Below are 25521 nucleotides of genomic sequence, written 5' to 3'. Positions count from 1 at the left end.
GGGTCGTGTCGGTGGGCGTCGGTAGTGTCGTTCCATGGCATCTGACCTGCAAGAACACCCCGACGACGATCCGGTCGCCGCCGTGGTGCTGCCGGTCTACGGGGCGGACGGGACGTGCCTGACGGACTTCGGCCCGGACCCGGTCGTGGCGGCCGGTGGGGCGCCGCGCACGAGTGAGCAGCGGCAGGTCGAAGCGATCCGGTCCTGCGAGCCGGGACCCGTGCTGGACGCGTGGCTGCGGGACCTGGACCCGGACGTGCTGACCTCGAAGGTCCTGGTCGAGGTGATCGCCGCGCAGACCCGCATCGAGTCCTACCAGCACGCCCGCACCCTCGGCCTGATCGCCGAGCTGGCCTCCCGCGAGGAGATGACCCCCGAGTGGTCCCCGCTCGCGGGTGCCCCGCCCACGCAGGCCTGCGTGGCCGGCGACGAGCTGGCGATGCGCCTCGGGTGGCCGCGGGTCACCGCGACCAAGACCGTGCACCGCGCGCTGGTGCTCGACGGGATGCTCGGTGCGACCCGGGGAGCCCTGGAGGTCGGGCATCTCGACGCGGCCAAGGCCGAGGTCCTCACCGATCTGCTGGCCGACCTGTCCTACCAGGTCGCGCACGCGGTGGAGGACGCGGTGCTGCCCGACGCGCACCAGTGCTCCGTGGCCCAGCTCCGGCAGCGGGTGGCGCGGGAGATCCGCCTGGTCGACCCCGAGGGCGCCGCCGCACGCCGGGAGCGGTCCCGGTGCACCCGGAAGGTCTCCCACCCCCGCCCTCAGGCGGACGGCATGGCCTCGATGTGGCTGGTGCTGGACGCGGCGGACGCACTGCGGGTCGACGGGGTCCTGACCCACGCCGCCAAGACCGCCAAGGCACTGGGTGACGACCGCACCCTGGACCAGCTGCGCGCCGACGGCCTGCGCGACCTGGTGGTCGGCGACGTCCCGGAGTCCGACGGGCCGGCGTTCGAGGTCCACCTGTCCCCGGGGCTGCCGGTGCCGCCGGAGCCGAAGCGGTCGTGGAACGGGTCCTGGTTCACCGGCGAGAACGGACCTGTCCTGGCACCGCCGGTCGAGCCGATCCCGATCGCCACGCTCATCCCGGTCGGCGACTCAGGTGCGCACTCCGTGCCCGGCGTGGATGACTCCCGTGCGCTGGCCGGGGCGCGCACCACCTCGACCGAACCCGACACCGGGAACAGCACTGCCGCCACCGCGCCCCGCGCACCGACCGAAGCCACCCCACCCGCTCCCGCTCGCCGCGGCTGCACCCGCTGCTCCGGACGCCCCGGCGCCGAGGTCCGCATCACCATCCCGGCGTCCACCCTGCTCGGCCTGGACGACCAGCCCGCCCACCTCGACGGCCACGGCCCCATCGACGCCGTCCAGGCAAGGGCCCTGGCGATCGGCGGGGTCTGGCAGCGAGTCGTCACCGACCCGCTCACCGCCCGGGTCCTGGACGTCGGCCGCGAGCGCTACCGACCACCCGCCGCCCTGGCCGAACTCGTCCGCACCCGCGACGGAACGTGCGCCGCACCCGGCTGCAGGGTCCCCGCCTGCGCATGCGAGCTCGACCACACCCAGGAGTTCCACCCCCAACCCGGCGGTGACCCCGACGCGCCCCTTGGCCGCACCGATGCCGACAACCTCGGACCGGTCTGCCACCGGCACCACCGCCTCAAGACCGACGGCGGTTTCCGGCTGCGGCAGATCGAACCCGGGCTCTACGAGTGGATCACCCCCACCGGGCACCGATACCTCACCCGACCCGGCACCGGGCAGTGCCACGACGCGACCGCCGACCCCTACGACGCACCACCCCCGTTCTGAGATCGGCCGGTGCGGTGCGCCACCCCGCGCAGCGCGCCGGCGTGCCTGCGTTCCGGATCCGGGGCGATCGCGAGCAGGAAGATCGGCCGCCCCGCACCCGGACGGAGCGTGTCGCGCTAGCGTCGGCGCGTGACCACCGTCGCCGACGCCTACTCCCGGAGAGCGGGGGAGTACGTCGACCTCTTCGGCTCGATGTCCGCGGTGCACCCCTCGGACAGACAGCTCGTGGAGACCTGGGTCGACGGGGTGGCCGGGCCCGTCCTCGACGCCGGGTGCGGACCGGGGCACTGGACCGACCACCTCGTCGGACGTGGGCACGACGCCCGCGGGATCGACCTGGTGCCCGCCTTCGTCGAGCGTGCCCGGTCGGTGTACCCGGGCGTCCCGTTCGCCGTCGGCAGCATCGACCGGATCGACGAGCCCGACGCCTCGCTCGGCGGGATCCTCGCGTGGTACTCGACGATCCACCACGCTCCGGACCGCATCGGGGTGCCGCTCGCCGAGTTCGCGCGGACCCTGCGTCCCGGTGGATCGCTGCTCCTGGGGTACTTCGACTCGGAGTCGACGGTCGACCGGTTCGACCACGCGGTGGCCCCGGCCTACCGGTGGCCCGCACCAGCTCTGCGGGCGATGCTCGGCGACCACGGTTTCGAGGTCGTCGAGCAGCATCGCCGCACCGGGCGCGGGCACCGGCCGCACGGCGCCGTCGTCGCGCGGGTGGCCGAGCACTGACCACGCCCGACCGCGCGCGTCGACAGGGGCTGATCGGCGGTGCGTCAGCGTGTCGCGCGACGGAGGGAGCCGCGGCCCGCAGCCCCACCCGTAGCCGCCGCTCGCAGCCACCGCCTCCGTCCACCGCCCCCGCCCGCCGCCGGCATCCACGGCCGGACGCCGGGCCGCCGGACCTTCCGTCCGGCGCGACGCCGGAGCAGGATCACCCCATGGCCGCACACGTCGTGAAGCCGCTGTCGCCGGAGACGTTCCCCGCCTGGCGCGCGCTCGCCGAGAAGCACAACGGTGTGTGGGGCGGCTGCTGGTGCAGCTACTTCCACGGCGACACCCCGACGACGACCAAGGCCGACCACGCGGGGCCGGATTTCAAGCGGCGGCTGGTGGAGGAGGGCGTCGCGCACGCCGCGCTGGTGTTCGACGGCGAGCAGGCGATCGCCTGGTGCCAGTACGGCAGCCCCGAGGAGCTGCCCCGGATCTACCACCGCAAGCAGTACGACGCGGGGGAGGACCGTCCGGCGCCCTGGCGGATCACCTGCTTCTTCGTCGACCGGGACCACCGGCGGCAGGGCGTGGCCCTGGAGGCGCTGCGCGGTGCGCTGGACCTCATCGCGCACGCGGGCGGCGGGGAGGTGGTGTCGTTCCCGAACGAGCTGCCGCCGGGCAAGCGGGTCTCGTCCTCGTTCCTGCACAACGTCACGCGCGGGATGTTCGAGGAGGCCGGGTTCGTGTTCGAGCGGCACATCGGGACGAGCAAGACGGTGATGCGGACGACGGTCGCGCCCGCGTAGGTCAGGGACCGGGGCCCGTCAGGAGGCGGCGGCGCAGACGCCCTCGCCGGCGCGGTGCCCGTGTCCCGGGCGGTGCGCCTGCCCGAGCCGGATGACGTCGTCGAGCTTGTCGCGGGTCGCGGTCAGCTCGTCGAGCTGGGCCTGGACCCGCGCGCGCTCGGCCAGCAGCCGGTCGTGCATCTCGTCGGTGAGCACCCCGCGGTCCATGCACGGCAGGATCCGCAGCACGGCCTTGCTGCCCAGCCCGGCGGCGTAGAGGCTCTGGATGAACCGGACCCGCTCGACCGCACCGGGCGGGTACCGGCGCTGCCCGCTCGCGGTGCGCTCCGCGTCCAGCAGCCCCTGCTCCTCGTAGTAGCGCAGCGCCCGCACGCTCACGCCCGCCTGCGCGGCGACCTCTCCGATGCGCACCCGGCCTCCCGACCCGCACTTGACCCTCACGTCGACGTCAGGTCCTAGCGTGCCAGACATGACAACCGCACTGATCACCGGGGCCAACCGCGGCCTCGGTCGCCACTTCGCCGCCGAGCTCCTCGCCCGCGGGGCCACGGTCTACGCCGCGGCGCGCGAGCCCGCCGCGATCGACCTGCCCGGCGTCCGCCGGGTCGCGCTCGACATCACCGACCCCGACGCCGTCGCCGCGGCGGCTGCGCTGGCCACGGACGTGGACCTGCTCGTCAACAACGCCGGCATCTCGACGGGCTCGACGCTGCTCGGCGACCTCGCGGGCGTGCGCGCCGAGATGGACGTCAACTTCTGGGGCACGCTGTCGATGGTCCGCGCGTTCGCGCCCGTGCTGGCCGCCAACGGCGGCGGGAGGATCGTCAACGTCGCCTCCGCGCTGTCCTGGTTCGCCTTCCCGGGCTCCGGGGCGTACGCGGTGTCCAAGGCGGCGAACTGGAACATGAGCAACGCGCTGCGGCTCGAGCTGGCCGCGCAGGGCACGCAGGTCACCTCCGTGCACCTCGGGCTCGCGGACACGGACATGGCCGCGGGCATCGACGGCCCGAAGGAGGACCCGGCGGCGGTCGTCCGGCGGACGCTCGACGCCGTCGAGGCCGGTGACCTGGAGGTCGTGGTCGACGACTGGAGCGCGATGGTCAAGGCGTCCCTGGCCGAGGACCCCCGCGCGTTCTACGAGCGGTTCCTCACCGTCTGACCCCTCCTCGCTGCGGAGAGTGGGCCCGCCCCGGACGACGCCCGGGGCGGGCCCGCGGTCAGCGGGGTGCGGACGTGAGCGCCGCGAGGCGGTCGAACGCCTCGTCGAGCAGGCCGGAGAGGTCGCGGCCGCTGGTCGCGGCGAGGTCGTTCGCCGTCCGCATGCAGGCGAACGCCGCGCCCACGGCGGCCTCGGGTGCCGGGTCCCCGTCGTCCCACGGTCGCCCGGACGCGGAGCCCCGTGCGCGGGCGGCGGCGACGAGCGCGGTCTGGATCCCGTCGAGGCGCTGGAGGTACGAGGCGCGCAGCGCGCCCTCGGCCTGCACGATCTGCTCCATCGCCGCCATGCGCGCGGCCCGGGCCGGGTCGGCCGCGTAGTCGACGACGCCGTCGAACACCCGGCGGAGCGAGTGCCACAGCGGCTCGTCGGCCGGTCGTGCGTCGAGCGCCTCGACGAGCTGGTCGGCCATGGCGTCGTACTTGCCCAGCACCAGGTCGTCCTTCGAGGCGAAGTACCGGAAGAAGCTGCGCCGGGACATGCCGACGGCGGCGGCGATCTGGTCGACGGTCGTGCCCTCGTAGCCCTGCGCCACGAACAGGTCCTGCGCCGCGTCGATCAGCTCCGACCGCACCGCCCGGCGCGTGCGCTCCCGCAGGGCCGACCCCGTCCGCTCCGCCACCATGCGGCCGAACCTACCACCGGTTGCTGATCTGGCACCGAGTGCCATACCGTGCGTCAGGTGACAGGAACGGTCGACGAGGAGGACACGATGTCGAAGGTGTGGTTCATCACGGGCACGAGCCGGGGCTTCGGCCGCGAGTTCGCACTGGCGGCGCTCGGCCGCGGCGACCGGGTGGTCGCGACCGCGCGCGACACGGGGTCGCTGGACGACCTGGCCGGCGAGTTCGGGGACGCGGTGCTGCCGCTGGCGCTCGACGTCACGGACCGCGCGGCGGCGTCCGCCGCGGTGGACGCGGCGGTGGGACGGTTCGGCCGGCTCGACGTGGTCGTGAACAACGCGGGCTACGGGTTGTTCGGCGCGGTGGAGGAGATCACGCCCGAGCAGCTGCGCGACCAGTTCGAGGTCAACCTGTTCGGCGTGCTGCACGTGACCCAGGCGGTGCTGCCCGTCCTGCGCGAGCAGGGGAGCGGCCACATCGTGCAGATCTCGACGATCGGCGGTGTCGCGGCGTTCCCCAATCTCGGCGGCTACCACGCGTCGAAGTGGGCCCTGGAGGGCCTGACGGAGTCCCTGGCCCAGGAGGTCGCCGGGTTCGGCATCAAGGTCACCCTCGTGGAGCCGGGCGGGTTCGCCACCGACTGGGCCGGCAGCAGCGCCACGCACGCCACCCCGCTGCCCGCGTACGACCCGCTGCGCGAGGCGATGGCCGCGCGCCGGGGCGGTGCGAGCATCGGCGACCCTGCGGCCGCCGGACCCGCACTGCTCCGCGTCGTGGACGCGGACGAGCCCCCGCTGCGCGTCCTGTTCGGCACCCAGCCGACGGAGATCGTCCCCGCCGTGTACCGCGCGCGGCTGGAGACCTGGGAGCAGTGGAAGGACGTCTCGATCGCGGCGAACGGCGACTGAGCCGGGCGCGACAGGGCCCGGGACTCGACCGGGGTCCCGGGCCCGCGCCGCGTCAGAACACCCGCACCGCCACCTCGGCCGGCGCGGCGAGCAGCCCGCGGATCTCGTCGTCCAGGCGGACGAGCGTGAGGGACGCGCCGGCCATGTCCAGCGAGGTGCAGTACTCGCCGACGTAGGAGCGCCCGACGGTGATGCCCTGGGCGGCGAGCCTCTGGTGCGCGATCCCGTACAGCAGGTACAGCTCGCTGATCGGCGTCCCGCCCAGCCCGTTGATCATCAGCGCGACCTCGTCGCCCGAGGCGTACGGCAGGTCCGGGAGCACCGCGCCGAGCAGCTCGTCGACGACCCCGTCGGCCGGCACCAGCGGCGCCCGGCGGCGGCCCGGCTCCCCGTGGATCCCCACGCCGACCTCCATCTCGTCGTCGCCCAGCTCGAACAGCGGTGATCCCTTGGCCGGCGGCGTGCACGGGGTGAGGGCGATGCCCATCGTGCGGGTGACGGAGTTGACCCTCTCGCCGATCCGGACGAGCTCGTCCAGGTCGGCCCCCGCCTCGGCGGCGGCGCCGACGGCCTTCATCACGAAGAAGTTGCCCGCGACGCCGCGCCGCCCCACGGTCCAGGTGGAGTCCTGTACGGCCACGTCGTCGTCGATGAACAGGGTGCGGACCGACAGACCCTCGGCCTCGGCGAGCTCCGACGCCATCTCGAACGCCATCTTGTCGCCGGTGTAGTTGTTCACCAGGAGCAGCACGCCCTTGTCGGACGCCAGGAGCTTGGCCGACTCCAGCACGTACTCCATCGGCGGGGCGGCGAACACGTCGCCGGGACACGCGCCGTCGAGCATCCCCTTCCCGACGACCATGACGTGCGCGGGCTCGTGGCCCGACCCGGAGCCCTGGATGATCGACACCTTGTCGTGCCGCGGGGCGTCGGCCCGCATGATCAGGTTGTACTCGGGCACGTACCGGAGCGTGTCCGGGTTCGCCAGCGCCAGGCCGGTGAGCATGTCGGGCACGAAGGTCTTCGGGTCGTTGACGAACTTCTTCATCGCGGTCGCCTTCCCTGTCGTCCGGTCCTCGGTCGCTCACCAGGTGGCGGCGACCCGCCCCGCCAGCACCGCGACGGCGACGGCACCGGGGTCGAGGGACCCGATGCTGCGCTCGCCGGTGTAGGACGCCCGGCCGCGCCGGGCCTGCATCGGCCGGGTCGCCTCGGCGGCGGCGCGCGCGGTCGCGGCGGCCGCCTTCGCGACCTCGGCCGGTGCGGCGCCGGCGGCGAGCTGCTGCTCGACGGTGTCCGTCAGCGGGACGAGCGCGTCGAGCAGCGTCTTCTCGCCGAGGTCGGCGCCGCCCCGCGCCTTGATCCCCTCGACGGCGGCGCGCAGCATCGCGACCACGTCGTCGCCGGAGACGTCCTGCTTGCCCTTGACGACGCCGGCGGCCCGCAGGAACGCCGTGCCCCAGATCGGGCCGGAGGTGCCGCCGATCCGACCGCTCATCGTCACGGCGATCTTCTGCAGGAACGTCCCGGCGTCGGCCCGGTCGTAGTCGTCCCAGCCCGCCAGCACGTTCTCGAACCCCCGCGCGAGCGAGAAGCCGAAGTCCCCGTCGCCGACGACGGAGTCCAGCTCGCCGAAGTACCGCTCGTTCTCGACGCAGGTCTCGGCGACGGTGCGGACGACCTGCTCGACGCGCTGCTGGCTCACGGTGTCGCTCCTTGCTGAGGTCCGAGGAGGCGCTGCAGGTGATCGAGTCCGACGGCGCCGTCGACCTCGAGCCCGTGCGGGTCCGCCAGGGCGGTCGCGGGGTCGTCCGGCGGGTCGCCGAGGGACGTCACGACCAGCGCGGCCCCGGTGAAGTCCTCGTCCCGCGTGTAGCTGCTGACGGTGACGACCGTCGTGAGGCCGGCGGCGAGCGCGGCCCGCAGCCCGTTCGCGCTGTCCTCGACGACGACCACCTCGCGCGGGTCGAGCCCGGTCTCGCGCAGGGCTAGCAGGTAGATGTCCGGTGCGGGCTTCTTGTGCGGCACGACGTCGCCCGCGAACACGTCGAACCGCGCGGCCAGACCCGGCCCGACCGCGTGCTCCAGCACCGCCCGGACCGACTCCTCGGCCGATGTCGACGCGACCGCGAGCCGCCAGCCCGCCGCGTCGGCCTCGGCGACCAGCCGGGCGATCCCCGGGCGGCCCGGGAGCGCGCCCGAGCGGACGAGTGCGGTGTAGCGCTGGGTCTTCGCCCGGTGCCAGCGGGCGACCAGCTCCCGCTGCTCGTCCTCGTCGGTCGGCAGCCCGGCGCGGGCGACGAGCCCGGGCTCGAGCAGGGTCCGCAGCCGCTCCTTGCCGCCGCCGATCGCCAGCAGCCGGCCGTACTCCTCCTGCGACCAGCGCACGGGGAGGCCGAACTCCTCGAAGGTCGCGTTGAAGGCGGGGAGGTGTCCGTCCCGCTCCGTGTCGGCCAGCACGCCGTCGCAGTCGAGCAGCAGCCCCGGGCTCACCGCACGGCCCTCGCCACGCCGCGCGCGTGGCCGGCGGCGCCGAACTGCTCGACCAGCGGCACGATCGCGCCCTCGACCGCGGCCGCGACGTCCCGGAACATGCTCGGGGGGTCCCACTTGTCGCGCTCCCGCGCGACGTCGAGGTGGGCCGCCGCCGCGCGCATGTAGGCGACCTTCACGGCGGTCGAGATGTTGATCTTCGAGACACCCGCGGCGATGAACGCGGCGAAGTCGTCCGCCGAGAGCCCGGTGCCGCCGTGCAGCACGATCGGCCGGTCCGTCAGCGCGGCGAGCTCCCGCACCCGCTCGGGGAGGAGGGCCGGCCGCGCCCGGTACTCGCCGTGCGCGGTGCCGAGCTGCGGCGCGAGGAGGTCGGCCCCCGTCCGGTCCGCGACCTCGGCGAGCTGCTCCACGGAGTAGGCGTGCAGGGCGACGTCGGACCCGACGCCGTCCTCGACGCCGACGATGTTCTCGATCTCCGACTCGACGTCCAGGCCGGCCGCGTGCGCCTGCGCCACGACCTCGGCCGTCTCGCGCTCGGCCGTCACCAGGTCCCGGTCCGACGCGTCGAACAGCACCGACGACCAGCCCGCGGCGACCACCTCGTCGATCACCGACCGGTCGGGGCAGTGGTCCAGGTGCAGGGCGACCGGCACGGTCAGGTCGCGGGTCGCGTACCGGAACATGCTGGTCAGCAGCTCGGTGCCCGTCGACCGGACGGTCTTCACGGACAGCTGGATGATGAGCGGGGCCTGGAGGTGGACCGCGGCGGCCACCACCGCCCGCAGGCTCAGGTCGTCGAGGACGTTCACCGCGGGCACCGCGTACCCGTGCTCGCGGCCGTGCCGGGCGAGCGCCGCCGTGGATGCGATCATCGTCGATCTCCTCGGGCCCGGACGCTGCGATTCGTCCGGATTGTCCGGAGTCTAGGGCGCTGCCGCGCGCACGGGCCAGGGTGGGCCGCGAGGATCACCCGCGGGCGGGCCGGAGCAGCCCCCGGCGGCGCGCGGGTCGCCCGTCAGCTGCGACTGACGCGGATCAGCCGTGGTGCCTCGGCGCGGCGAGGACCGCCCCCGACGAGCACCACGACAGGACCGACCGCACCGCGACGGCGGACAGGACGGAGCCCGCCGCCAGCCAGCACCCGACCGACGCGACGGAGGCGATCGAGCCGACCGACGCGATCGAGCTGATGCTCCCCACGGACGCGACCGAGCCGATGCTGCCGATCGACAGCACGGAGTCGCGGGAGCCGATCGAGAGCACGGAGCCGCTGGAGCGGAAGGACAGGAAGGAGCGGTCGGTGCGCGTCATCGTCGTCTCCGCGGAGGTCGGTGCCCGGTCGGCGTCGCTGGAGCCGATCGTCCCACCGCGGGGCGTCGGCGTCACGGGGGACGGCCGACGCGCAGGCGTGCGACGTGGACGAGGGGTGGTGATCCTGCGTCGGACGAATGGGAGCGCCGCGGGGCGATCGCGCCCGCTCGTAGCCTGCGCCGTGTGGAGGTCGACGGGGGAGGCCGCGTGACGGTGATGACCGGGAGCGTGCGTCACCGCTCGGAACGCGCCGCGCGCCTGCGGCGCCGGGCCCGCGGACTGCGCTGGTGTGCCGCGGCGTTGCTCACCGCGACCGTCGGGGTCGCGTGGTGGGCGGTCGGCGACGCTCTCCCGGTGGTGATCGGCGACCTCGTGGTCGGACCGGCCCTCGTCGGACCGCTCGCCGCGCTGCTCGGCAGCGGCGCGGCCCTCACCGCCGCGATGACCGAGGCCCGGGCTCAGGCCTCGGGGGCCCGCCCCGGTAGCGGACGGTGGTTCGTCCGGTGGCCGGTCAACGTCGTGAAGGCGTGCGTGCTCGCGGTCGGCTGGCTCGGGGCCGTGGTCTCGTTCGTCGTGGGCGTGCTCGACGACGACGTCCGGATTCTCGAGCCGGCGAGCGAGCGTGGCTGCCGGGTCGTCGTCGTGCAGCACCTGTGGGGCGGCACCATCCACGTGCTGCCGCGCGGGACGGTCCGCCCGGCCGAGGTCGGCTCCTACGGCGCGGACGACGGGTACCAGCCCGTCTCGCGCGCCACGTTCGATCTCAGCTGGACGGGGGAGACGGGCAGCCTCGTGCTCCGAGGCGCGCCGGGCATGCAGGTGTGGCAGCACGGAGCCGAGACCGTCGACTGCCCCTCCCGGTGACTCGTGCGCCGCGCGTCAGCGGGGTGTCACGTCAGGACGGCGGAGCCCCCGGCGACACGGTGAACGGCAGCCGGAAGCTCAGCCGCCCGCCGCCGTCCGGGTTCGTGCCGAGCGTGAGCGTGCCGCCCCGGTGCTCGAGCCGCTCGCGGTGCCGCGCGAGCCCGTGCAGGGGCGGGTCGGGGCGGGTCGGCCCGGTGCCGTCGTCGTCGACGACCGTCGCGAACACCCAGTGCTCCGGGTCCGCGGTCGGCTCGGCCTCGGCGCGCACCCGCACGGTGTGCGCCCGGCCGTGCTTGAGCGCGTTGGTCACGGCCTCCTCGACGGTGTAGATGACGACGAGCCGCTCGGCCATCGGCATGGGCGCGGCGCCGGTCTCGACGAGCCCGCGGTAGACGGGGCCGATCTCGATCGACGTGCTGACCTGCGCCGGGAGCCGGTGGAGCAGCAGCGCGATCGCCTCCTCCGTGCCGAGGTCCGCGCCGGAGGGGAACACGGCGTGGCTCAGGGAGCGCACGTCCTGCTCCCGGATCTCCTCCAGCGTCTCCGCCCAGGCACGGACCTCGGTGCCGCGGTCGCCGGCCCCGGCCGCGTCCAGGTCCTCCGCCAGCCGGTCGAGCCCGGCGGTCACGCTCACCAGGTGGTACTGCAGGGTGCCGTGCAGCTGGTCGAAGACCATGCGCCGCACCCGGAGCTCCTCGTCCTGCAGCGCGTCGACGGCGCGTCGGGCCCGGTCCGCCTCGGCCGCCCGGCGCTGCTCCTCGCGCCGGGCGCGGTCGACGAGCGTCCCCGCGAAGACGGCTGCGAGGACGCCGACGAGACCGGACAGGAACCCCATCGCACCCGTCGCGGTCACGTAGGCCACGCCGGTGGGCGTGCTGCCGAGCGACACCAGGGCCACCATCCGCGGCACCGACGCGGCCGCGGACACCGCGGCGGTCACCCCGACACGGGCGGGCCACCCGCGGTCGAGCACGCCCAGCGCGAGCGCGCCCGCCAGGACCGCGAAGCCGAACGCGAGGTTGATGACGAGGATGAGCGCCCCGTCGGCGACCACGGCGGCGAGGCTGCGCTCCCGCGTCAGCTCCGCCTGCAGCCCGCCCCAAGCGGCCCACGCGCCCGCCGTCAGCGCCGCGTAGAGCGCGGTGTTGGTGATCCCGACGACGAGGGTGACGCGTCGCAGGTCACGGCTGCCCGCGGCCGCCGTGGTCACGCCCGCCACGTGCGCCCCGTCTGCTCGAGGAACGCCAGCACGGCGGCGACCCGCCGGTTGTGCCCCTCGCCGTCGATCCCGAGCCGCTGGTAGATCGACTTGAGGTGGCTCTCGACCGAGCGCTCGTTGATCCCCAGCCGGTCGGCCGCGGCGTGGTTCGACAGCCCCTCCGCGACGAGCCGCAGCACCCCGAACTGCGCGGGCGTGAGCTCCGAGACCGCCGACCCCGGCCGCGGCTGCGACCGCTGGACCAGGTAGGGGTCGAGCACCACCTGCCCCTGCGCGGTGGCCACGACCGCGCGCACCAGGACGTCCCGGGCGAAGCTCGACCGCTTGGACAGGTAGCTCCACGGGCGGCTCGCCTGGTCCTGCACCGTGGTGAACAGGCCCATGACGTCCTCGCTGGACAGCAGCATGACCGCGAGCCGCGGGTCCGCCCGCTGCAGCGTGACGCCGAGGGCGACCCCGTTGCCGTCGGGGAGGTTGACGTCGAGCAGCGCGACGTCGCACGAGCCCGGGGTGAACACGAGCCGCGCCTCCGTGACCCCCGGGACCGCGTGCACGACGCGGATCGACTCCTGCGCCGACAGGGTCTGCTCGAGCATGGAGCGCATCAGCGCCTCGTCCTCGACGATGCCGACGCGTGTGAGGGGCGTCACGTGCCGATCGTAGGGCGGCGGGCGACGCGCGGCCACGCACCCGGCGGACGGGGCCCGGAGCTCACGGGCCCAGGGGCCACACCAGGGGCACGACGGCCGTCACCACGACGAGCCACGCGAGCGTCACCACCGCCCCGAGCCGCCAGTAGTCGCCGAACTGGTACCCGCTGGGCCCCTGGACGATCATGTTCGCCGGCGTGGCCAGCGGCGTCAGGAACGACGCCGCCCCCGCGGCCGCGACGAGCATGAGCACCGGCTCGGCCCCGACGCCGACCTCGGCGCCCGCCGCCAGGGCGATGGGCGTGACGACGAGGACGGTCGCCGCGTTCGACACGAACTGACCCAGGGCGACCGTGAGCAGGAAGAGCGCGACCAGCAGCAGGTGCCCGTCGCCGTCGGGGACCACGCGGACCACGACGTCCGCCAGCACGTCGGCCGCGCCGGACCCCGAGATCGCGGCCGACAGCGGGATGAGGCCGCCGATCAGGACCAGCGTCTCCCACGGCACCGCGCTGAGCGCCCGGGACGGCCGCACCACGCCGGTGAGGACCATCGCCGCGGCCCCGGCCAGGCCGGCGAGCGCGGGCGTCACCGCGCCGGACGCGAGGAGGCCGATCGTGGCACCCAGCACCACGACCGCCCGGACCGCGGCCCCGCCCACCCGCACGTCCTCGTGCACGACCGACCCGGGGGCGGGGTCCGGCGCCGCGCGGTCCGGCAGCAGGCGGTTCCCGAGCAGCGCCGTCACCAGCACCGTCACCAGGGTGAGCGGTACGCCGAGCGCCGCGAACTCGAAGAACCCGAACCGGTCCCCGGTCGTGTCGGCCAGGGCGTCGGAGACGATCACGTTGACCGGGCTGCCCGCGAGGGTGAGCAGCGCACCCGCGCTCGCCGCGTAGGCCAGCGGGATGCCCAGGCGGGAGGCCGAGGTGCCGGAGCGTCGGGCCACCAGGAGCGCGACGGGGAGGACCGCCGCGGCCGCGCCGTTGGGCGTGACGAGGGCCGAGATCAGCGCGGCGAGCGCCATGACGGCGACCGCGACCCGCCGGTGGCCCGAGCCCGCGCGCGCGAGCACCAGCTCGCCGGCCCAGGCGGTCACCCCCGAGGCCTGCAGACCTTCGCTCAGCACGAACAGCGTCGCGATGAAGACCACCACGGGGTCGCCGAAACCGGCGACCGCCTGCGCCTCGGTGACGACGCCGGTCGCCGCGAGCGCCAGCGCCGTGAGGACCGCGACGACGGCGGCCGGGAGCCGGTTCCAGACGAACAGGGCGACCGCGGCCGCGAGGACCAGCAGGCTGGTGGTGGCGTCCGACATCCGGGTCGCCGTCGTCGCCGGTCGACCGTCGGGGGCTCAGAGCCCGAACGGGCGGGCGGTCTCCCGCAGCGCGTCCGCCGAGCGCCGGAGGGCCACGATCTCGTCGGTCGACATCGGCACCCGCAGCGGCGCACCCGCCCCGTCGTGCGCGACGACGGTGGGCACGGACAGGCACACGTCGCCGATGCCGTCGAGGTCGTCGATCAGGGAGGACACGGGCATGACGCGGTGCTCGTCGTTCGTGAGCGCCTCGACGATCCGCGACCCCGCCAGCCCGATGGCGTAGCTGGTCGCGCCCTTGCCCTCGATGATCTCGTAGGCGGAGTGCACCACGTCGTGCGCGATGGACGCGCGCACGGCCGGCGTCAGCGGCTCGCGCCCGGGCAGCGGGTCGAGGTCCAGCAGGGGCACCCCGCCGATCGTCGCCGAGGACCACAGCGCCACCGCGGTGTCGCCGTGCTCGCCGACGATGTACGCGTGCACGTTCTGCACCGCCACCCCGACGTGCTGGGAGATCAGGTACCGGAACCGGGAGGAGTCCAGGACCGTCCCGGACCCGATGACCCGGGCGCGGGGGAGCCCGGAGAACCGCAGCGCCGCGTAGGTGACGACGTCCACCGGGTTCGTCACCATCACGTAGACCGCGTCGGGCGCGACCTCCAGCAGCTGCGGCACGAGCGTCCGCATCAGCCCGATCGTGCGCCCCGCCAGGTCGGTGCGGGTCTGCCCGGGACGCTGGTTGGCCCCGGCGGTCACCACCACGACGTCCGCGCCGGCGCACGCGGTGATGTCGTCGGTGCCGACCACGTGCGCCATGGGCACGAACTGGATCCCGTGCGCGAGGTCGAGCGCCTGGGCGCGGACCTTCGCCGTGTCGACGTCGTAGAGCACGACCTCCCGCGCCGCGCCGCGCATCAGCACGGCGTAGGCGAGGGTCGCGCCGACGGCGCCGGCGCCGACGACGGCGACCTTCGCGGTCGAGCGGAGGGTCGGCTCCGCGCCGCCCTCCACGGTCCGTCCCTCGGCGTCACCTGTCACCGCGTCCCCCTCGGCCCGTGTCCCACAGCCCCGCCCTCCTGGAGGCGGGATGTGATGCGCGTCACCCTATCGCCCGCCTCGCCAGGACGACCAGCCGGGTCGTCCGCCGGGTGCCGCGTCCCCGACAGGGCTGTCTGATGCCGCACCGCGCATGACGATCTGATACCCCGGGGGGTATATGATGGAGCTATGTCCACGACCTCCGACCCCGTTGCCGTGCCCCGTCCTCGCCGCCTCGTGATCGTCGGGGGAGTGGCCGGCGGCATGAGCGCCGCCGCCCGCGCCCGCCGCCTCGACGAGCGCGCCGAGATCGTCGTGCTGGAGCAGTCCGAGCACGTCTCGTTCGCGAACTGCGGTCTCCCGTACGGGCTGTCCGGCGAGATCGAGCAGCGCGCGGACCTGCTGCTGCACACGCCCGGGTCGCTGCACGCCGCACTCGCGCTGGACGTCCGCACCGGCAGCCGCGTCACCGCGATCGACCGCGCCGCGCGCACCGTGCACGTCACGACGGCGACCGGCGGCTACGAGCTCGGCTACGACGCGTTGCTGCTCGCCCCGGGGGCCGTCGCCGTCCGCCCGCCGGTGGACGGCCTCGACCACCCCGCGGTGCACGCGCTGCGCACCGTCCCCGACCTCGACGCCCTCACCGCCCGGATCGCGGCGCTCCCCGTCGGCGGCCCCCGGCGCGCCGTCGTCGGCGGTGCCGGCTTCATCGGGCTGGAGGCCGTGGAGGCGCTCGTCGCCCGCGGGCTCGAGGTCGCGCTGGTCGAGCTCGCCGACCACGTCCTGCCCCCGCTCGACCCCGAGCTCACGCCGCTGCTCGCGGACGAGCTGCGCGCGCACGGCGTCGGGCTCCACCTCGGGGTCTCGGCCACGGCGATCACCGGGGCGGCGGACGAGGCCGCGCTCGTGAGCCTGTCGGACGGCACCCGGCTCCCCGCCGAGGTCGTCGTGGTGAACGTCGGCGTGCGGCCCGCGAGCGACCTCGCCCGGGACGCCGGTCTCGACCTCGGCGCCCGCGGCGCGATCCGGGTCGACGCCGACCAGCGGACCTCCGACCCGTCGATCTGGGCCGTGGGCGACGCCGTCGAGGTCGTCCGGGCCGTCACCGGGGACCGGGGGCCCGTGCCGCTCGCCGGGCCGGCGAACCGCCAGGGCCGGCGCGCGGCGGACGCGATGCTCGGCCGGCGCACGACGCCGCAGGCGCCGGTGCTCGGGACCGCGATCGTCCGGGTGTTCGGGCTGACGGCGGCCGTCACCGGGGCGAGCCGGTCGACGCTGCGGCGCGCCGGCCTCGCGCACGAGACCGTCCGGGTCCACGCGGGCCACCACGCCGGGTACTTCCCGGGGGCCGAGCAGGTCCACGTCGTCGCGAGCTTCGCGCCCGACGGCCGGCTGCTCGGCGCCCAGGCGGTGGGCCGCGAGGGCGTCGACAAGCGGATCGACGTGCTGGCCACGGCCCTGCGCGCCGGGATGGGCGCCGACGACCTCGCCGAGCTCGAGCTCGCCTACGCGCCGCCGTACGGCTCGGCCAAGGACCCGGTCAACATGCTGGGCTTCGTGGCGCAGAACGCCCTGGACGGCACCATGCCGCAGTGGCAGCCGGACGACGCGGACGACGTGCTCGCCGGCAGCCTGGTCCTCGACGTCCGCACGCGCGCCGAGCACGACCGCGGGCACCTCGACGGGGCGCTGCACGTCCCGCACACCGAGCTGCGCGACCGGCTCCAAGAGGTCCGCGCGGCAGCGGGCGGCCGCCCGGTGGCGGTGCACTGCGCCAGCGGCGTCCGGTCCCACATCGCCACGCGCGTCCTGCTGCAGGCCGGGTTCGACGCCCGCAACCTGTCCGGCGGCTGGATCAGCCTCGACCTGGCCCGCCCCGACCTCACCCGCGCCCGCGGACGGGCCCTCGACGGGGCCCTGGTGTGACCCTGCGGCAGGATGCCCGGGCGGTCGTCGTGTGAACGTCCGTCACCGACCCACAACCCCACCCACGAACGAGGAGACCACCACCATGTGCAGCCCCGCCCTGTGCCGCTCCTGCGGCAAGACCACCTGGACCGGCTGCGGCATGCACGTCGAGTCCGTCATGGCCGACGTGCCCCGCGACCAGCAGTGCACCTGCGGTTGAGGAGAGGACGACCATGGAGCTCGACCCCGGCGAGATGGGCAAGGTCGTCAACCGCCTCAAGCGCGCCCAGGGCCAGCTGGCCGCGGTGGTGCGCATGATCGAGGAGGGCCAGGACTGCGAACCGGTGGTGACCCAGCTGTCCGCGGTCTCCAAGGCTCTGGACCGCGCCGGCTTCGCGATCATCGCGTCCGGCATGAAGCAGTGCCTGACCGACCCGGACGACGACAGCACCCTGGACGTCGACAAGCTGCAGAAGCTCTTCCTCTCGCTGGCCTAGGCGCGGGCGCCGGGACCGGTCGATCGGTCCCGGAACACCGACACACCGTTGTCGCGCCCGTGTCCGAGCCTGGACGCATGACCGAGACCACGAACCCCACGACCACCTCCCGCCGCTCCCTGGACCGGTGGCTGACCATGTGGAACTCCGACGGCGACCTCGCCCGCGAGATCTGCGCCGAGGACTTCCGCATCCACTTCGCCGTGACCGAGCCGGACGGCTCGACCCCTGCGGACGACATCCGCACCGCCGACGACTTCGCGCGGTACCTCGCCTGGTGGCACGGCCAGAACCCCGGTGTGGTGTTCACCGCGGTCGCCGACGCGATCGACGGGGACCACGGCCGGCTGCTCTGGGACGTGGAGCAGGGCGGCGCCCGGGCCGGTGGCGTGGACGTGTTCGACTTCGACGCCGACGGCCGGGTGCGCCGGGTCTGGTCCGTCGGGAGGCAGCGGAGCATGCGCAGCTGACCGCCGCGACCAGCGACGACGCGTCTGCCAGGCTGGCGGCATGAAGCGAGCCGAGCGGCAGTACGCCCTCGTCGACCTGCTCCGCGGAGCGCGCCGGCCGTGGTCGGCCGCCCGGCTCGCGCGCGAGCTCGGGGTGTCCACCCGCACGATCGAGCGCGACATCGCGTCGCTCCAGGTCGCGGGCGTGCCCCTGTACGCCGAGCACGGGGCCGCGGGGGGCTACGCGATCCTGCCCGAGTACTCGCTGCCGCCGCTCAACCTCTCGGCCGCCGAGTCCCTGGCGGTGCTCGCCGGGCTGGCGCTGCTCGACACCTCGCCCTACCAGGGCGCCGCCCGGCGCGCCCGCGCCAAGGTCGCGGCGGTCATGGGGGAGGAGCACCGCGCCCCGGTGCAGGAGCTGCTCGGGCGGATGCAGGTCATCGACCCCGTCGCCCTGGCAGGAGGCGGTGTGCCGCTCGGCATGCTCTCCGACGCCATCGCCGCCCGGCGGGTCGTGCGGCTGACCTACCTGGGCGAGGCCTCGGGGGACGACGTCCCGGCGAGCACGGTCCGCGACGTCGAGACGATGGGGCTGCTGCGCGGGGGCGACGCCTGGTTGCTCGTCGGGTGGTGCCGGCTCCGCGACGCGATCCGCGGGTTCCGCATCGAGCGCATCACGCGCCTCGAGCTGCTCGACGAGGTCGCGCCGGAGCGCGACCCGGCGCTGCTGGAGGCGGACCAGGTGCGGTGGCCGATCCGGACCCTCGGCTGACGGTCCCGCAGGCGACGACCGGCTGCCGACGGTCGGGGCGTGACCCGACGCCTCCCGCGCCCGTGCCCGCGCGAAGGAGGGCGCGTCGATGATCGTGCGGTGAGGCCGCGACCGCTCGTCGGGACCGAGGGCCCTGGTGGTCGACGTCCCGCGTGCCACCCTGGCGCCATGCCGACGCCGCCCGCCTACCACACCGACCCGCGGGATCTGCTGCGCGACCACAGCCGCCGGCTCGCCGACCTCGTCGCCTGGGACCGGTCGGTCGGCGACGACGCACCGCGCTTCGGGCTGATGTTCCGCGACAAGACGGACGAGGTCGTCGTCGCGGCGCGCAGGCTCGCCGCGCACCCGACGCTGTCGGGGGACGTCGACCTCGGACGCTCCGTCGTCTCCCTCGGCGACGCGGCCGCGCGCGGGTGGGCCGACCCGACGTTCAACCGGGAGGTCATCGCGGCGGCGCACGAGGTCGCCGAGCGGGCCGAGGACCTGCTCGGCATCACGTGGTGAGGCCGGCGCGGAACCCAGCACCGCGGCCGGACCCGCCTCCGGTCGCGCGATTGCTGGCGTCTCGGAGATGACGAGCGAGATCGCGCTGCAGCAGCGCCTGGGCCGCCTGGAGTCCGAGTCCGCCATCCGCAGGTTGGTGCACGAGTGCTGCCACGGGGCCGACAAGCGGGACCGCCGCCGGTTCGCGGGGGTGTGGGCTCCCGACGCCGTCTGGCAGGTGGCTCCCGGACAGGAGTTCCGAGGTGTCGAGGCGATCTGCGGCGCCCTCGAGCGGCAGTGGAGCGCGTTCCTGCAGATGCACCACTGGACCGCCAACCTGGTGATCGACCTGGACGGCGACGTGGCGCGCGGCGAGGTGGACGTCAGCGTCACGATCCAGTTCCCGGACGGGACCTGGTTCCGCGGCGGCGGGGTGTACCGCGACACGTACGTGCGCACCGCCCTCGGCTGGCGCATCTCGCGACGAGAGGCCGAGCACCTGTTCGACCTGGATCCGAGGCCGCACCTCGACGGCGACGCGGTCGAGCGCCGCGAGGCGTCGGGACCAGCTCCGGACTGAGCCGGCGATCGGCGGCGCGCTGCAGGTTCGAGCGCGCGGCGAACCGGACGACGGCGCGCAGCTCGTCCGTGGTCAGGTCGACCTGTCGCGGCCCCAGCTGCCCATGATGCCGCCCGCGGAGCCGGCCGCAGGGCAGGATCGCAGGTGCCTCACGCGTCCCGGGTCCGGAGCGTGAGGTGGGCGGCGAGCGTGGTCCAGAGGGTGCACACCGCCATGACCGCGAGGCCTCCCGGGCCCGCCAGGGGTCCGGTCCCGGTGGTCGTGTAGGAGGCCTGCCCGGCCGTCGTGGGCCAGTAGGTGCCGGCGAGGTCCCCGAGGGCGCCGGGCAGCCCGGGTGCCAGCGCCGGCACGAGGAGGGCCACGGTCACGACGACGGCGAGTGCCCCCGAGGAGGAGCGTGTGAGGGCACCGAGCGCCACGCCCAGCACGGCGGTGAGCACCAGGTAGCCCACCGCGCACAGGACCGCCCGGACGCTGTCGGCCTCGGTCAGGTCCGCCGTCGGCAACCCCGCTGCGGCCAGGGCCGCCTGGCTCGCGCCGAGACTGCAGACGACGGTGAGCACGGCGGTCGCGAGCGCGACGAGGGCGGTGATGGTGAGCTTGGTGACCAGGAGGACGGCGCGCCGGGGCGCGATCGTCAGGCTCGTGACGATCTGACCGGTGGCGTACTCGCTGGTGAACGCCTGGGCACCCAGCGTCGCGACGAGGATCTGCCCGACGAGGATGCCCTTGAAGCTGACGCCGGTCGGGTCGAAGTCCGCGGGCAGGTCGGCCTGCCAGTCGGCCGCGAGGCCGCTGATGCCGAGCAGGCTCACGACCACGGTGACCAGGACGGTGCCGGCCGCGAGGATCCAGGTGGCGCGGATGCTGCGGGTCTTGATCCACTCCGAGACGAGGAGGTCCATGTCAGGCGGCGTCCTTCTGGGTCGAGGTCATGGTGAGGAAGACGTCCTCGAGCGAGTCGCGGACCGCGGTCAGCTCGGACAGCGTTATCCCGGCGGCGACGGCGACGCGGCCGACGTGGTCGGTCGCGGCCCCGTCGACGTCGATCCCGTCCGCGCCGGCGGTGTCGGCTGTGGCCTGCAGGCCCGCGCGGGCGAGCGCCTCGAGGAGTCCGGGCCGGTCCGGCGTGCGGGCACGGACGTGCTCGGTGGTGTGGTCGGCGATGAAGGCGGCCAGGGGCTGATCGGCCAGCAGCCGCCCCCGGTGGATGACGACGAGGTGGTCCGCCGTCAGCTCCATCTCGCCCATGAGGTGGCTGGAGAACAGGACCGTGCGGCCCTCGGCCGCCAGGTCGCGCATCAGCGAGCGCGCCCACCGGATTCCCTCCGGATCGAGGCCGTTGAGCGGCTCGTCGAAGATCACGACGGCCGGGTCCCCGATGAGCGCGGTGGCGATCCCCAGCCGCTGCTTCATCCCGAGCGAGAAGTCGCCGGCGGGGCGGTTGCCGACCCTCCTCAGCCCGACCAGCTCCAGCATCTCGGGCACCCGGGACCGGGCCACGCCTCCCGCGCGCGCCACCGCCGCGAGATGGTCCGTGGCGGTGCGGCGCGGGTGGACGCCCCGGGCGTCGAGCATCGCGCCGACGACCCGCATCGGGTGCGGGGTCTCCGCGAGCCGCAGCCCGCCGACCGTCGCCGCACCGCTGGTCGGCCTGTCCAGGCCGAGGAACATCCGCAGCGTCGTGGACTTCCCCGCCCCGTTGGGGCCCAGGAAGCCGGTCACGACGCCCGGCCTGACCGCGAACGACAGGCCGTCGACGGCGGTGAGGTGCCCGTAGCGCTTGTGCAGGGCGTGCGCCTGCAAGGTCACCGGGTTCATGGTGTGCATGGCGAACGACACTACACCGTGTGGTGTAGATCTACACCCGCCGGTGTAGCATCAGAACCGAGCACCACGGAGGAGAGCGATGACGACGGTGGGCGACAGGCCCGTGCGCGAGGGTCAGGCGCACAAGCGAGCGGCGATCCTGGCCGCCGCCCGGGAGCTGTTCGTGCAGACGGGCGTGGAGCGCACCAGCATGGACGCGGTGGCCGCGCTCGCCGGGGTGTCGAAGCGGACCGTCTACGACTACTACGGGGACAAGCGGCGCCTGCTCCTCGGCGTCGTGGAGGACGCGGGCGAGCGCGCGCTGGCCACGCTCCGCGGGCTGGTCGCGGAGCACCTCGACGACGCGGGCATCACGGACGTCGCCGACCTCGACGAGGCGCTCACCGCGCTCGCCGCCGACCTCGGCCGCTCCCTGCTGCTGTCGTCGGACTACCTCGCCGCGGTCCGGCTGATCAACGAGAACGAGCCGCTGCTGCCGGAGCTCGACGACCACCCGCTCGACGAGGCCCACGCGCAGGTCCTCAGCGAGCGCGTCGGCCGCTTCGCCCGCGCCGGCCTGCTCGACGTCGAGGACCCGGATCTGGCCGCCGCGCACTTCCACGCCCTGACCGCGCTGCGCGTGCTCAACGAGCCGGCGCGCCGGCGCGCCGAGAGCGCGCACGTCCGGCGGATCATGACGGACGGGGCGCGCGCGTTCGTGCGCGCGTACGGCGTGCGCGACGGAGGCGGGTGACACCCCGGCGTCTCGACGTACGCTGCGTGCTGCTACGTGACGAGCAGTAACGGACGGGGAGGTGGTCGCCGTGGCGACGACGACCAGGACGCTGAGCGGGCCGTGCCGGGCGTGGCCGGCGGAGAGCGGGTTCATCCGGGAGGTGCTGGACCGCATCGGCGACAAGTGGACGATGCTCGTCGTCAGCACGCTCGGCAACGGGCCGCTGCGCTACTCCGACCTGCAGGCGAGCATCCCCGGGATCTCGCAGCGGATGCTCACGGTGACGCTCAAGGCGCTCGAGCGCGACGGGCTCGTCACCCGGACCGCGTACCCGGAGGTGCCGCCGCGGGTGGAGTACGAGCTGACGGACCTGGGACGCTCGCTGTCCGACGCCGTGCTGTCGATGGCCGCGTGGGCCGCGAGCCACCACGAGGAGGTCGCGGCGAACCGGCGGGCCCACGAGATCACCGGGGTGGGCCGGAAGGGCGCGTAGCGGCGCCCTCCCGGCCGGAACCGGTCGCGGTCAGGGGGCGACGACGACCTCGTGCGCGGACCGCTGCTGGTGGGCGTCCCAGTAGAACGGCGCGATCTGCGCCGCCGACAGCGCGGGCACGCCGTCGGGCGCCTGGTCGGTGATCCACGCAGCGATCGCGACGTGCGCGACGTGGACGCCGTCGCCCGCCAGCTCGCCGGCGAGGTTCAGCGCCCAGTTCCGCATGGCCGCGGCGCCGGCGTTCACGTTGCCGAAGACCGCCGACGGCGTGATCGACCCCGCGCCGCTGGTGAACAGCAGGGTGCCCGCGCCCGCCCGGAGGAGGTCCGGCAGCACGGCGGCCGCGGCGGTCTGGGCCCCGTACAGGTAGTACTCGATCTGCGCCTGGGTGTTCTCCGGGGTCGTCTCCCGGATGTGGACCGGGGCGAGCGGTCCGGCCGAGGCGTCGGCGGGGGAGTACTCCAGCACGTCGATCCCGCCGAAGTGCTGCTTCGCGGCGTCCAGCGCGGCCGTCAGGCCGGCGCGGTCCAGGACGTCTGCGGGGAACGCGGCCGCGGTGATCCCGTCGGCGGCGAGGTCGGCGACCAGGCCGTCGAGCTTCTCCCGGTTCCGGGCGACGAACGCGACGTCGAAGCCCTCCGACCCGAACCTGCGCGCGATGGCGAGGCCGAGTCCGGGGCCGGCGCCGATGAGGGCGATCGTGGGCATGGTGCTCCTCTGGTCTTGCGGTGTGGTGGTGCTCCTGACAGATGGGGTGCGCGCGACGTCCTCGGCCGGTCCGCCGTTCACATCGCCGCCGCCGCCGTCGCCGCCGTCGCCGCGCCCCCGACCACCCGGTCGAGCACCTGCGCGTAGGCCGCCTCGGTCTGGGCGCCCGCGACGGCGAACCGGCGGTCGAGCACCACGAACGGGACGCCCCGCGCGCCCAGGTCCCGGCCCTCCCGGACGTCGGCCCGGACCGCGTCGGCGTACTCGTCGCCGACCAGCACCTCCCGGACCCGCCGGCCCGACAGGCCGACCTCCTCGGCGACCCGCGTCAGCGCCTCGGCGTCGAAGGGGTCGAGGTCGCCGGCGAAGAAGCGGTCCTGGACGCGGGAGAAGAGCTCCAGGCCCCTGCCCGACTCCTCGGCGTGGTGGACGAGCCGGTGGACGTCGAAGGTGTTCGCGTTGCGCCGGTCCACCGAGAAGGGGAGACCCTCGCGCTGCGCGAGGGCCTGGATGCGGCGCTCCGCCTGGCGCACGACCTCCGCTTCGCCGCCGTGCGAGCGGAGGAACGCGGCCTCGATCGTCTCCGGCGTCCGCGGCGCGTCCGGGTTCAGCTCGAACGACCGCAGCGCGACGACGAAGCGCCCCGCGTCCGGCCGGGCCGCGATCGCGCGCTCCAGCCGGTGCTTGCCGACGTAGCACCACGGGCAGCCCAGGTCGGACCACACCTCGATCACCACCGTGCCCTCGGGACCGTCCGGCGTCGTCCGCTCACCCATCGTTCCACCCCACTCCTCGTGCGTCGCCACATCATCGGTGCGTAAGGAAGGGGCCACAAAAGGCACCTCGAGGTGCGTGGGGGCGGGACTCCGCGCGGGTCGGTGGCGACGGCGACTAGCAGGGCATCGCGGGCACGTAGAGCCCGTCGCGCTCCGCGCGCACCGCGGCGTGGGTCCGCGTCGGCGTCCGGAGCTTGGCGGCGATGTGCTCGAGGTGCGTGGCGATCGTCCGCGAGGTGACGACGAGCCGGCGCGCGATGTCGGAGTTGGTGCACCCCTCGACGAGCAGCCCCAGCACCTCCAGCTCCCGCGGCGTGAGCCCGTGCAGCGGGGGCGCGGGGGAGAGCAGCGCCAGGCCGGCCAGCCCGGGACCCGCGTCGTCCGACGTGCTCAGGACGGTGACCCGCGCGTGGCCGTCGGGTGCGTGCGCCCCGCCGAGCGGCCACAGGAACGACGAGCTGACCCGGCCGTCGCCCACCCGCCGCCGCACGAAACCGAGCAGCGGCGAGCCCGGCAGCAGCAGCGGGTCGGTCGCCAGCCCGGGCAGCACCTGGCAACCGCCGTCCGCGCGCAGCGCGGTGCCCGCGGTCACGCCCTGGACGAGCCGGGCGCAGGCGAGGAGCGAGCTCAGCGGGTCGAGGCCGCGCGCGACCACGGGCGCGAGCCGGGCGAGGCGCCGGCGGGTGGCCGCGGAGGGCGGCGCGGGGCTCGCGGACAGCACCGCGAGGTGGCCCACGTGCCGGCCCCCGTCGGCGAACAGCGCGACGCCGAGGCCTTCCCGCAGGCCGGACGGGATCAGGCACTCCGCCCACGTCGGCAGCTCCTCCGCGGGGTACGGCAGGTCGGACGGCCCGAGCGGCGGGCACGCGCGGTCCGTGCCGGTCAGCTCGATGTCCCGGGCCACCTGCGGCCCCTCGAGGAACTGCACCGCCGCGTCGTCCAGGTCCAGCGTGGCGAGCGAGTAGTAGCGACGCTCCCACGGGTCGGCGAACGCGAGGAACGCCGCGTCGAACGGGACGACCCGGCGCAGCACCTCGAGCAGGCCCCGGGCCCGCTCGGCGGGCGGGGCGACGGGGCGCGCCGACGCGGCCTCGGCGAGGAGCAGCTCATCGGCGCGGAGCGGGCGCATGGGGGACCCCTCGAGGATGTCAGCGCAGCGCGCTGACCCACCCCGGCAGGACCGTTTCTCGACCGACCGGCGGGTGCGGACGAGACCCTTCCTACCCCACCGCGGGCGCCGTCGCCCGCGGGCGGCCGCCGGCTCCACGGAGGCCACGGATCGGCAGGTCTGCCGATACCGCGGCGGCTCGGCTCGTGGGTGC

The 25521-nt window shown here is 74.9% G+C and carries 30 protein-coding genes; 14 read left to right on the top strand and 16 right to left on the bottom strand.

The genetic code is table 11. The features are described from left to right. Positions 1–34 precede the first annotated feature (34 nt). The 3 genes from J5O08_RS02205 to J5O08_RS02195 all read left to right on the top strand — a co-directional run bounded on the left by J5O08_RS02205 (position 35) and on the right by J5O08_RS02195 (position 3339). Entirely contained in the window at positions 35–1819 is a 1785-nt protein-coding gene (locus J5O08_RS02205) for an HNH endonuclease signature motif containing protein (protein WP_218705189.1), read from the top strand. A gap of 129 nt (positions 1820–1948) precedes the next feature. After that, positions 1949–2551, top strand: coding sequence for a class I SAM-dependent methyltransferase (locus J5O08_RS02200; RefSeq protein ID WP_308281263.1), 603 nt, complete (start codon positions 1949–1951; stop codon positions 2549–2551). A 209-nt stretch (positions 2552–2760) separates the two neighbouring features. After that, positions 2761–3339: a GNAT family N-acetyltransferase gene (locus tag J5O08_RS02195; protein WP_218705188.1), complete on the top strand. Its 579-nt coding sequence runs from the start codon at positions 2761–2763 to the stop codon at positions 3337–3339. An 18-nt stretch (positions 3340–3357) separates the two neighbouring features. Here the strand turns inward: J5O08_RS02195 and J5O08_RS02190 are convergent, their stop codons facing one another. Beyond that, positions 3358–3750, bottom strand: coding sequence for a MerR family transcriptional regulator (locus tag J5O08_RS02190; protein ID WP_308281262.1), 393 nt, complete (start codon positions 3748–3750; stop codon positions 3358–3360). A gap of 58 nt (positions 3751–3808) precedes the next feature. Here J5O08_RS02190 and J5O08_RS02185 point away from each other — a divergent pair, with 58 nt between their 5' ends. Continuing rightward, complete coding sequence (locus tag J5O08_RS02185; protein WP_218705186.1) at positions 3809–4498, top strand: SDR family oxidoreductase; 690 nt, start codon at positions 3809–3811, stop codon at positions 4496–4498. Positions 4499–4556: 58 nt separating this feature from the next. On the opposite strand, the gene J5O08_RS02180 is transcribed toward J5O08_RS02185, so the two are convergent. Continuing rightward, positions 4557–5180, bottom strand: a complete 624-nt coding sequence (locus J5O08_RS02180) for a TetR/AcrR family transcriptional regulator (RefSeq protein ID WP_218705185.1) — start codon at positions 5178–5180, stop codon at positions 4557–4559. A 57-nt stretch (positions 5181–5237) separates the two neighbouring features. Between J5O08_RS02180 and J5O08_RS02175 the strand changes: the two genes are divergently transcribed. After that, complete coding sequence (locus J5O08_RS02175) at positions 5238–6086, top strand: SDR family oxidoreductase (protein ID WP_308281261.1); 849 nt, start codon at positions 5238–5240, stop codon at positions 6084–6086. 52 nt (positions 6087–6138) lie between these two features. On the opposite strand, the gene dhaK is transcribed toward J5O08_RS02175, so the two are convergent. The 5 genes from dhaK to J5O08_RS02150 form a co-directional block, all read right to left on the bottom strand. Further along, a complete protein-coding gene (dhaK, locus tag J5O08_RS02170; RefSeq protein WP_218705183.1) occupies positions 6139–7134 on the bottom strand; it encodes a dihydroxyacetone kinase subunit DhaK in 996 nt (331 codons plus the stop codon). A 36-nt stretch (positions 7135–7170) separates the two neighbouring features. Next, a complete protein-coding gene (dhaL, locus tag J5O08_RS02165) occupies positions 7171–7791 on the bottom strand; it encodes a dihydroxyacetone kinase subunit DhaL (protein ID WP_218705181.1) in 621 nt (206 codons plus the stop codon). Continuing rightward, the gene (locus J5O08_RS02160) at positions 7788–8579 is read right to left on the bottom strand and encodes an HAD-IA family hydrolase (RefSeq protein ID WP_218705179.1); all 792 of its coding nucleotides are present in this window, start codon (positions 8577–8579) and stop codon (positions 7788–7790) included. The genes dhaL and J5O08_RS02160 overlap by 4 nt, the downstream gene beginning before the upstream one ends. Then, a complete protein-coding gene (locus J5O08_RS02155; protein WP_218705177.1) occupies positions 8576–9454 on the bottom strand; it encodes a class II fructose-bisphosphate aldolase in 879 nt (292 codons plus the stop codon). Before J5O08_RS02155 ends, J5O08_RS02160 begins: the two co-directional genes overlap by 4 nt. A gap of 163 nt (positions 9455–9617) precedes the next feature. After that, on the bottom strand, positions 9618–9893 hold the full coding sequence (locus J5O08_RS02150; RefSeq protein ID WP_218705175.1) for a hypothetical protein: 276 nt from the start codon (positions 9891–9893) through the stop codon (positions 9618–9620). A gap of 354 nt (positions 9894–10247) precedes the next feature. On the opposite strand from J5O08_RS02150, the gene J5O08_RS02145 reads away from it, so the two are divergent. After that, positions 10248–10757, top strand: coding sequence for a hypothetical protein (locus tag J5O08_RS02145; protein ID WP_218705173.1), 510 nt, complete (start codon positions 10248–10250; stop codon positions 10755–10757). Positions 10758–10788: 31 nt separating this feature from the next. On the opposite strand, the gene J5O08_RS02140 is transcribed toward J5O08_RS02145, so the two are convergent. The 4 genes from J5O08_RS02140 to J5O08_RS02125 form a co-directional block, all read right to left on the bottom strand. After that, positions 10789–11967 (bottom strand): sensor histidine kinase, encoded by a 1179-nt coding sequence (locus J5O08_RS02140; RefSeq protein WP_218705171.1) that lies wholly within the window; start codon positions 11965–11967, stop codon positions 10789–10791. Continuing rightward, positions 11964–12626 carry a response regulator transcription factor gene (locus tag J5O08_RS21490; RefSeq protein WP_218705169.1) on the bottom strand — a complete coding sequence of 221 codons (663 nt, stop codon included), beginning with the start codon at positions 12624–12626 and terminating at the stop codon, positions 11964–11966. Before J5O08_RS21490 ends, J5O08_RS02140 begins: the two co-directional genes overlap by 4 nt. Before the next feature lie 61 nt (positions 12627–12687). Further along, positions 12688–13944, bottom strand: a complete 1257-nt coding sequence (locus J5O08_RS02130; RefSeq protein ID WP_218705167.1) for an SLC13 family permease — start codon at positions 13942–13944, stop codon at positions 12688–12690. 36 nt (positions 13945–13980) lie between these two features. Further along, positions 13981–14982, bottom strand: coding sequence for an L-lactate dehydrogenase (locus J5O08_RS02125; protein WP_308281259.1), 1002 nt, complete (start codon positions 14980–14982; stop codon positions 13981–13983). A 189-nt stretch (positions 14983–15171) separates the two neighbouring features. Here J5O08_RS02125 and J5O08_RS02120 point away from each other — a divergent pair, with 189 nt between their 5' ends. The 6 genes from J5O08_RS02120 (at position 15172) to J5O08_RS02095 (ending at position 19677) form a co-directional block, all read left to right on the top strand. Further along, positions 15172–16911, top strand: a complete 1740-nt coding sequence (locus J5O08_RS02120; RefSeq protein ID WP_218705165.1) for an FAD-dependent oxidoreductase — start codon at positions 15172–15174, stop codon at positions 16909–16911. Between the two features lie 215 nt (positions 16912–17126). Further along, positions 17127–17390, top strand: coding sequence for a metal-sensitive transcriptional regulator (locus tag J5O08_RS02115; protein ID WP_217615254.1), 264 nt, complete (start codon positions 17127–17129; stop codon positions 17388–17390). 77 nt (positions 17391–17467) lie between these two features. Beyond that, positions 17468–17860 carry a nuclear transport factor 2 family protein gene (locus J5O08_RS02110; RefSeq protein WP_218705164.1) on the top strand — a complete coding sequence of 131 codons (393 nt, stop codon included), beginning with the start codon at positions 17468–17470 and terminating at the stop codon, positions 17858–17860. 40 nt (positions 17861–17900) lie between these two features. Continuing rightward, the gene (locus J5O08_RS02105; RefSeq protein ID WP_218705163.1) at positions 17901–18611 is read left to right on the top strand and encodes a YafY family protein; all 711 of its coding nucleotides are present in this window, start codon (positions 17901–17903) and stop codon (positions 18609–18611) included. 168 nt (positions 18612–18779) lie between these two features. After that, the gene (locus J5O08_RS02100) at positions 18780–19118 is read left to right on the top strand and encodes a hypothetical protein (RefSeq protein ID WP_218705162.1); all 339 of its coding nucleotides are present in this window, start codon (positions 18780–18782) and stop codon (positions 19116–19118) included. 67 nt (positions 19119–19185) lie between these two features. Further along, entirely contained in the window at positions 19186–19677 is a 492-nt protein-coding gene (locus tag J5O08_RS02095; protein WP_218705161.1) for a nuclear transport factor 2 family protein, read from the top strand. Positions 19678–19826: 149 nt separating this feature from the next. Here the strand turns inward: J5O08_RS02095 and J5O08_RS02090 are convergent, their stop codons facing one another. Then, entirely contained in the window at positions 19827–20582 is a 756-nt protein-coding gene (locus tag J5O08_RS02090) for an ABC transporter permease (protein WP_218705160.1), read from the bottom strand. A gap of 1 nt (position 20583) precedes the next feature. After that, positions 20584–21507, bottom strand: a complete 924-nt coding sequence (locus J5O08_RS02085; protein ID WP_218705159.1) for an ABC transporter ATP-binding protein — start codon at positions 21505–21507, stop codon at positions 20584–20586. A gap of 79 nt (positions 21508–21586) precedes the next feature. Here J5O08_RS02085 and J5O08_RS02080 point away from each other — a divergent pair, with 79 nt between their 5' ends. Together J5O08_RS02080 and J5O08_RS02075 are read left to right on the top strand one after the other, a co-directional pair. Beyond that, positions 21587–22240, top strand: coding sequence for a TetR/AcrR family transcriptional regulator (locus J5O08_RS02080; protein ID WP_218705158.1), 654 nt, complete (start codon positions 21587–21589; stop codon positions 22238–22240). Positions 22241–22310: 70 nt separating this feature from the next. Continuing rightward, complete coding sequence (locus tag J5O08_RS02075) at positions 22311–22715, top strand: helix-turn-helix domain-containing protein (RefSeq protein ID WP_218705157.1); 405 nt, start codon at positions 22311–22313, stop codon at positions 22713–22715. Between the two features lie 30 nt (positions 22716–22745). Here the strand turns inward: J5O08_RS02075 and J5O08_RS02070 are convergent, their stop codons facing one another. The 3 genes from J5O08_RS02070 to J5O08_RS02060 all read right to left on the bottom strand — a co-directional run bounded on the left by J5O08_RS02070 (position 22746) and on the right by J5O08_RS02060 (position 25328). Then, positions 22746–23423, bottom strand: coding sequence for an SDR family oxidoreductase (locus J5O08_RS02070; RefSeq protein ID WP_218705156.1), 678 nt, complete (start codon positions 23421–23423; stop codon positions 22746–22748). Between the two features lie 77 nt (positions 23424–23500). Next, positions 23501–24199, bottom strand: coding sequence for a DsbA family oxidoreductase (locus tag J5O08_RS02065; protein WP_218705155.1), 699 nt, complete (start codon positions 24197–24199; stop codon positions 23501–23503). A gap of 115 nt (positions 24200–24314) precedes the next feature. Next, the gene (locus J5O08_RS02060; RefSeq protein WP_218705154.1) at positions 24315–25328 is read right to left on the bottom strand and encodes a helix-turn-helix transcriptional regulator; all 1014 of its coding nucleotides are present in this window, start codon (positions 25326–25328) and stop codon (positions 24315–24317) included. Positions 25329–25521: the final 193 nt, after the last annotated feature.

The sequence above is a fragment of the Cellulomonas sp. PS-H5 genome (genome assembly GCF_019265565.1).
Lineage (GTDB): Bacteria > Actinomycetota > Actinomycetes > Actinomycetales > Cellulomonadaceae > Cellulomonas.
This window is presented reverse-complemented; position numbering and strand designations above follow the sequence as displayed.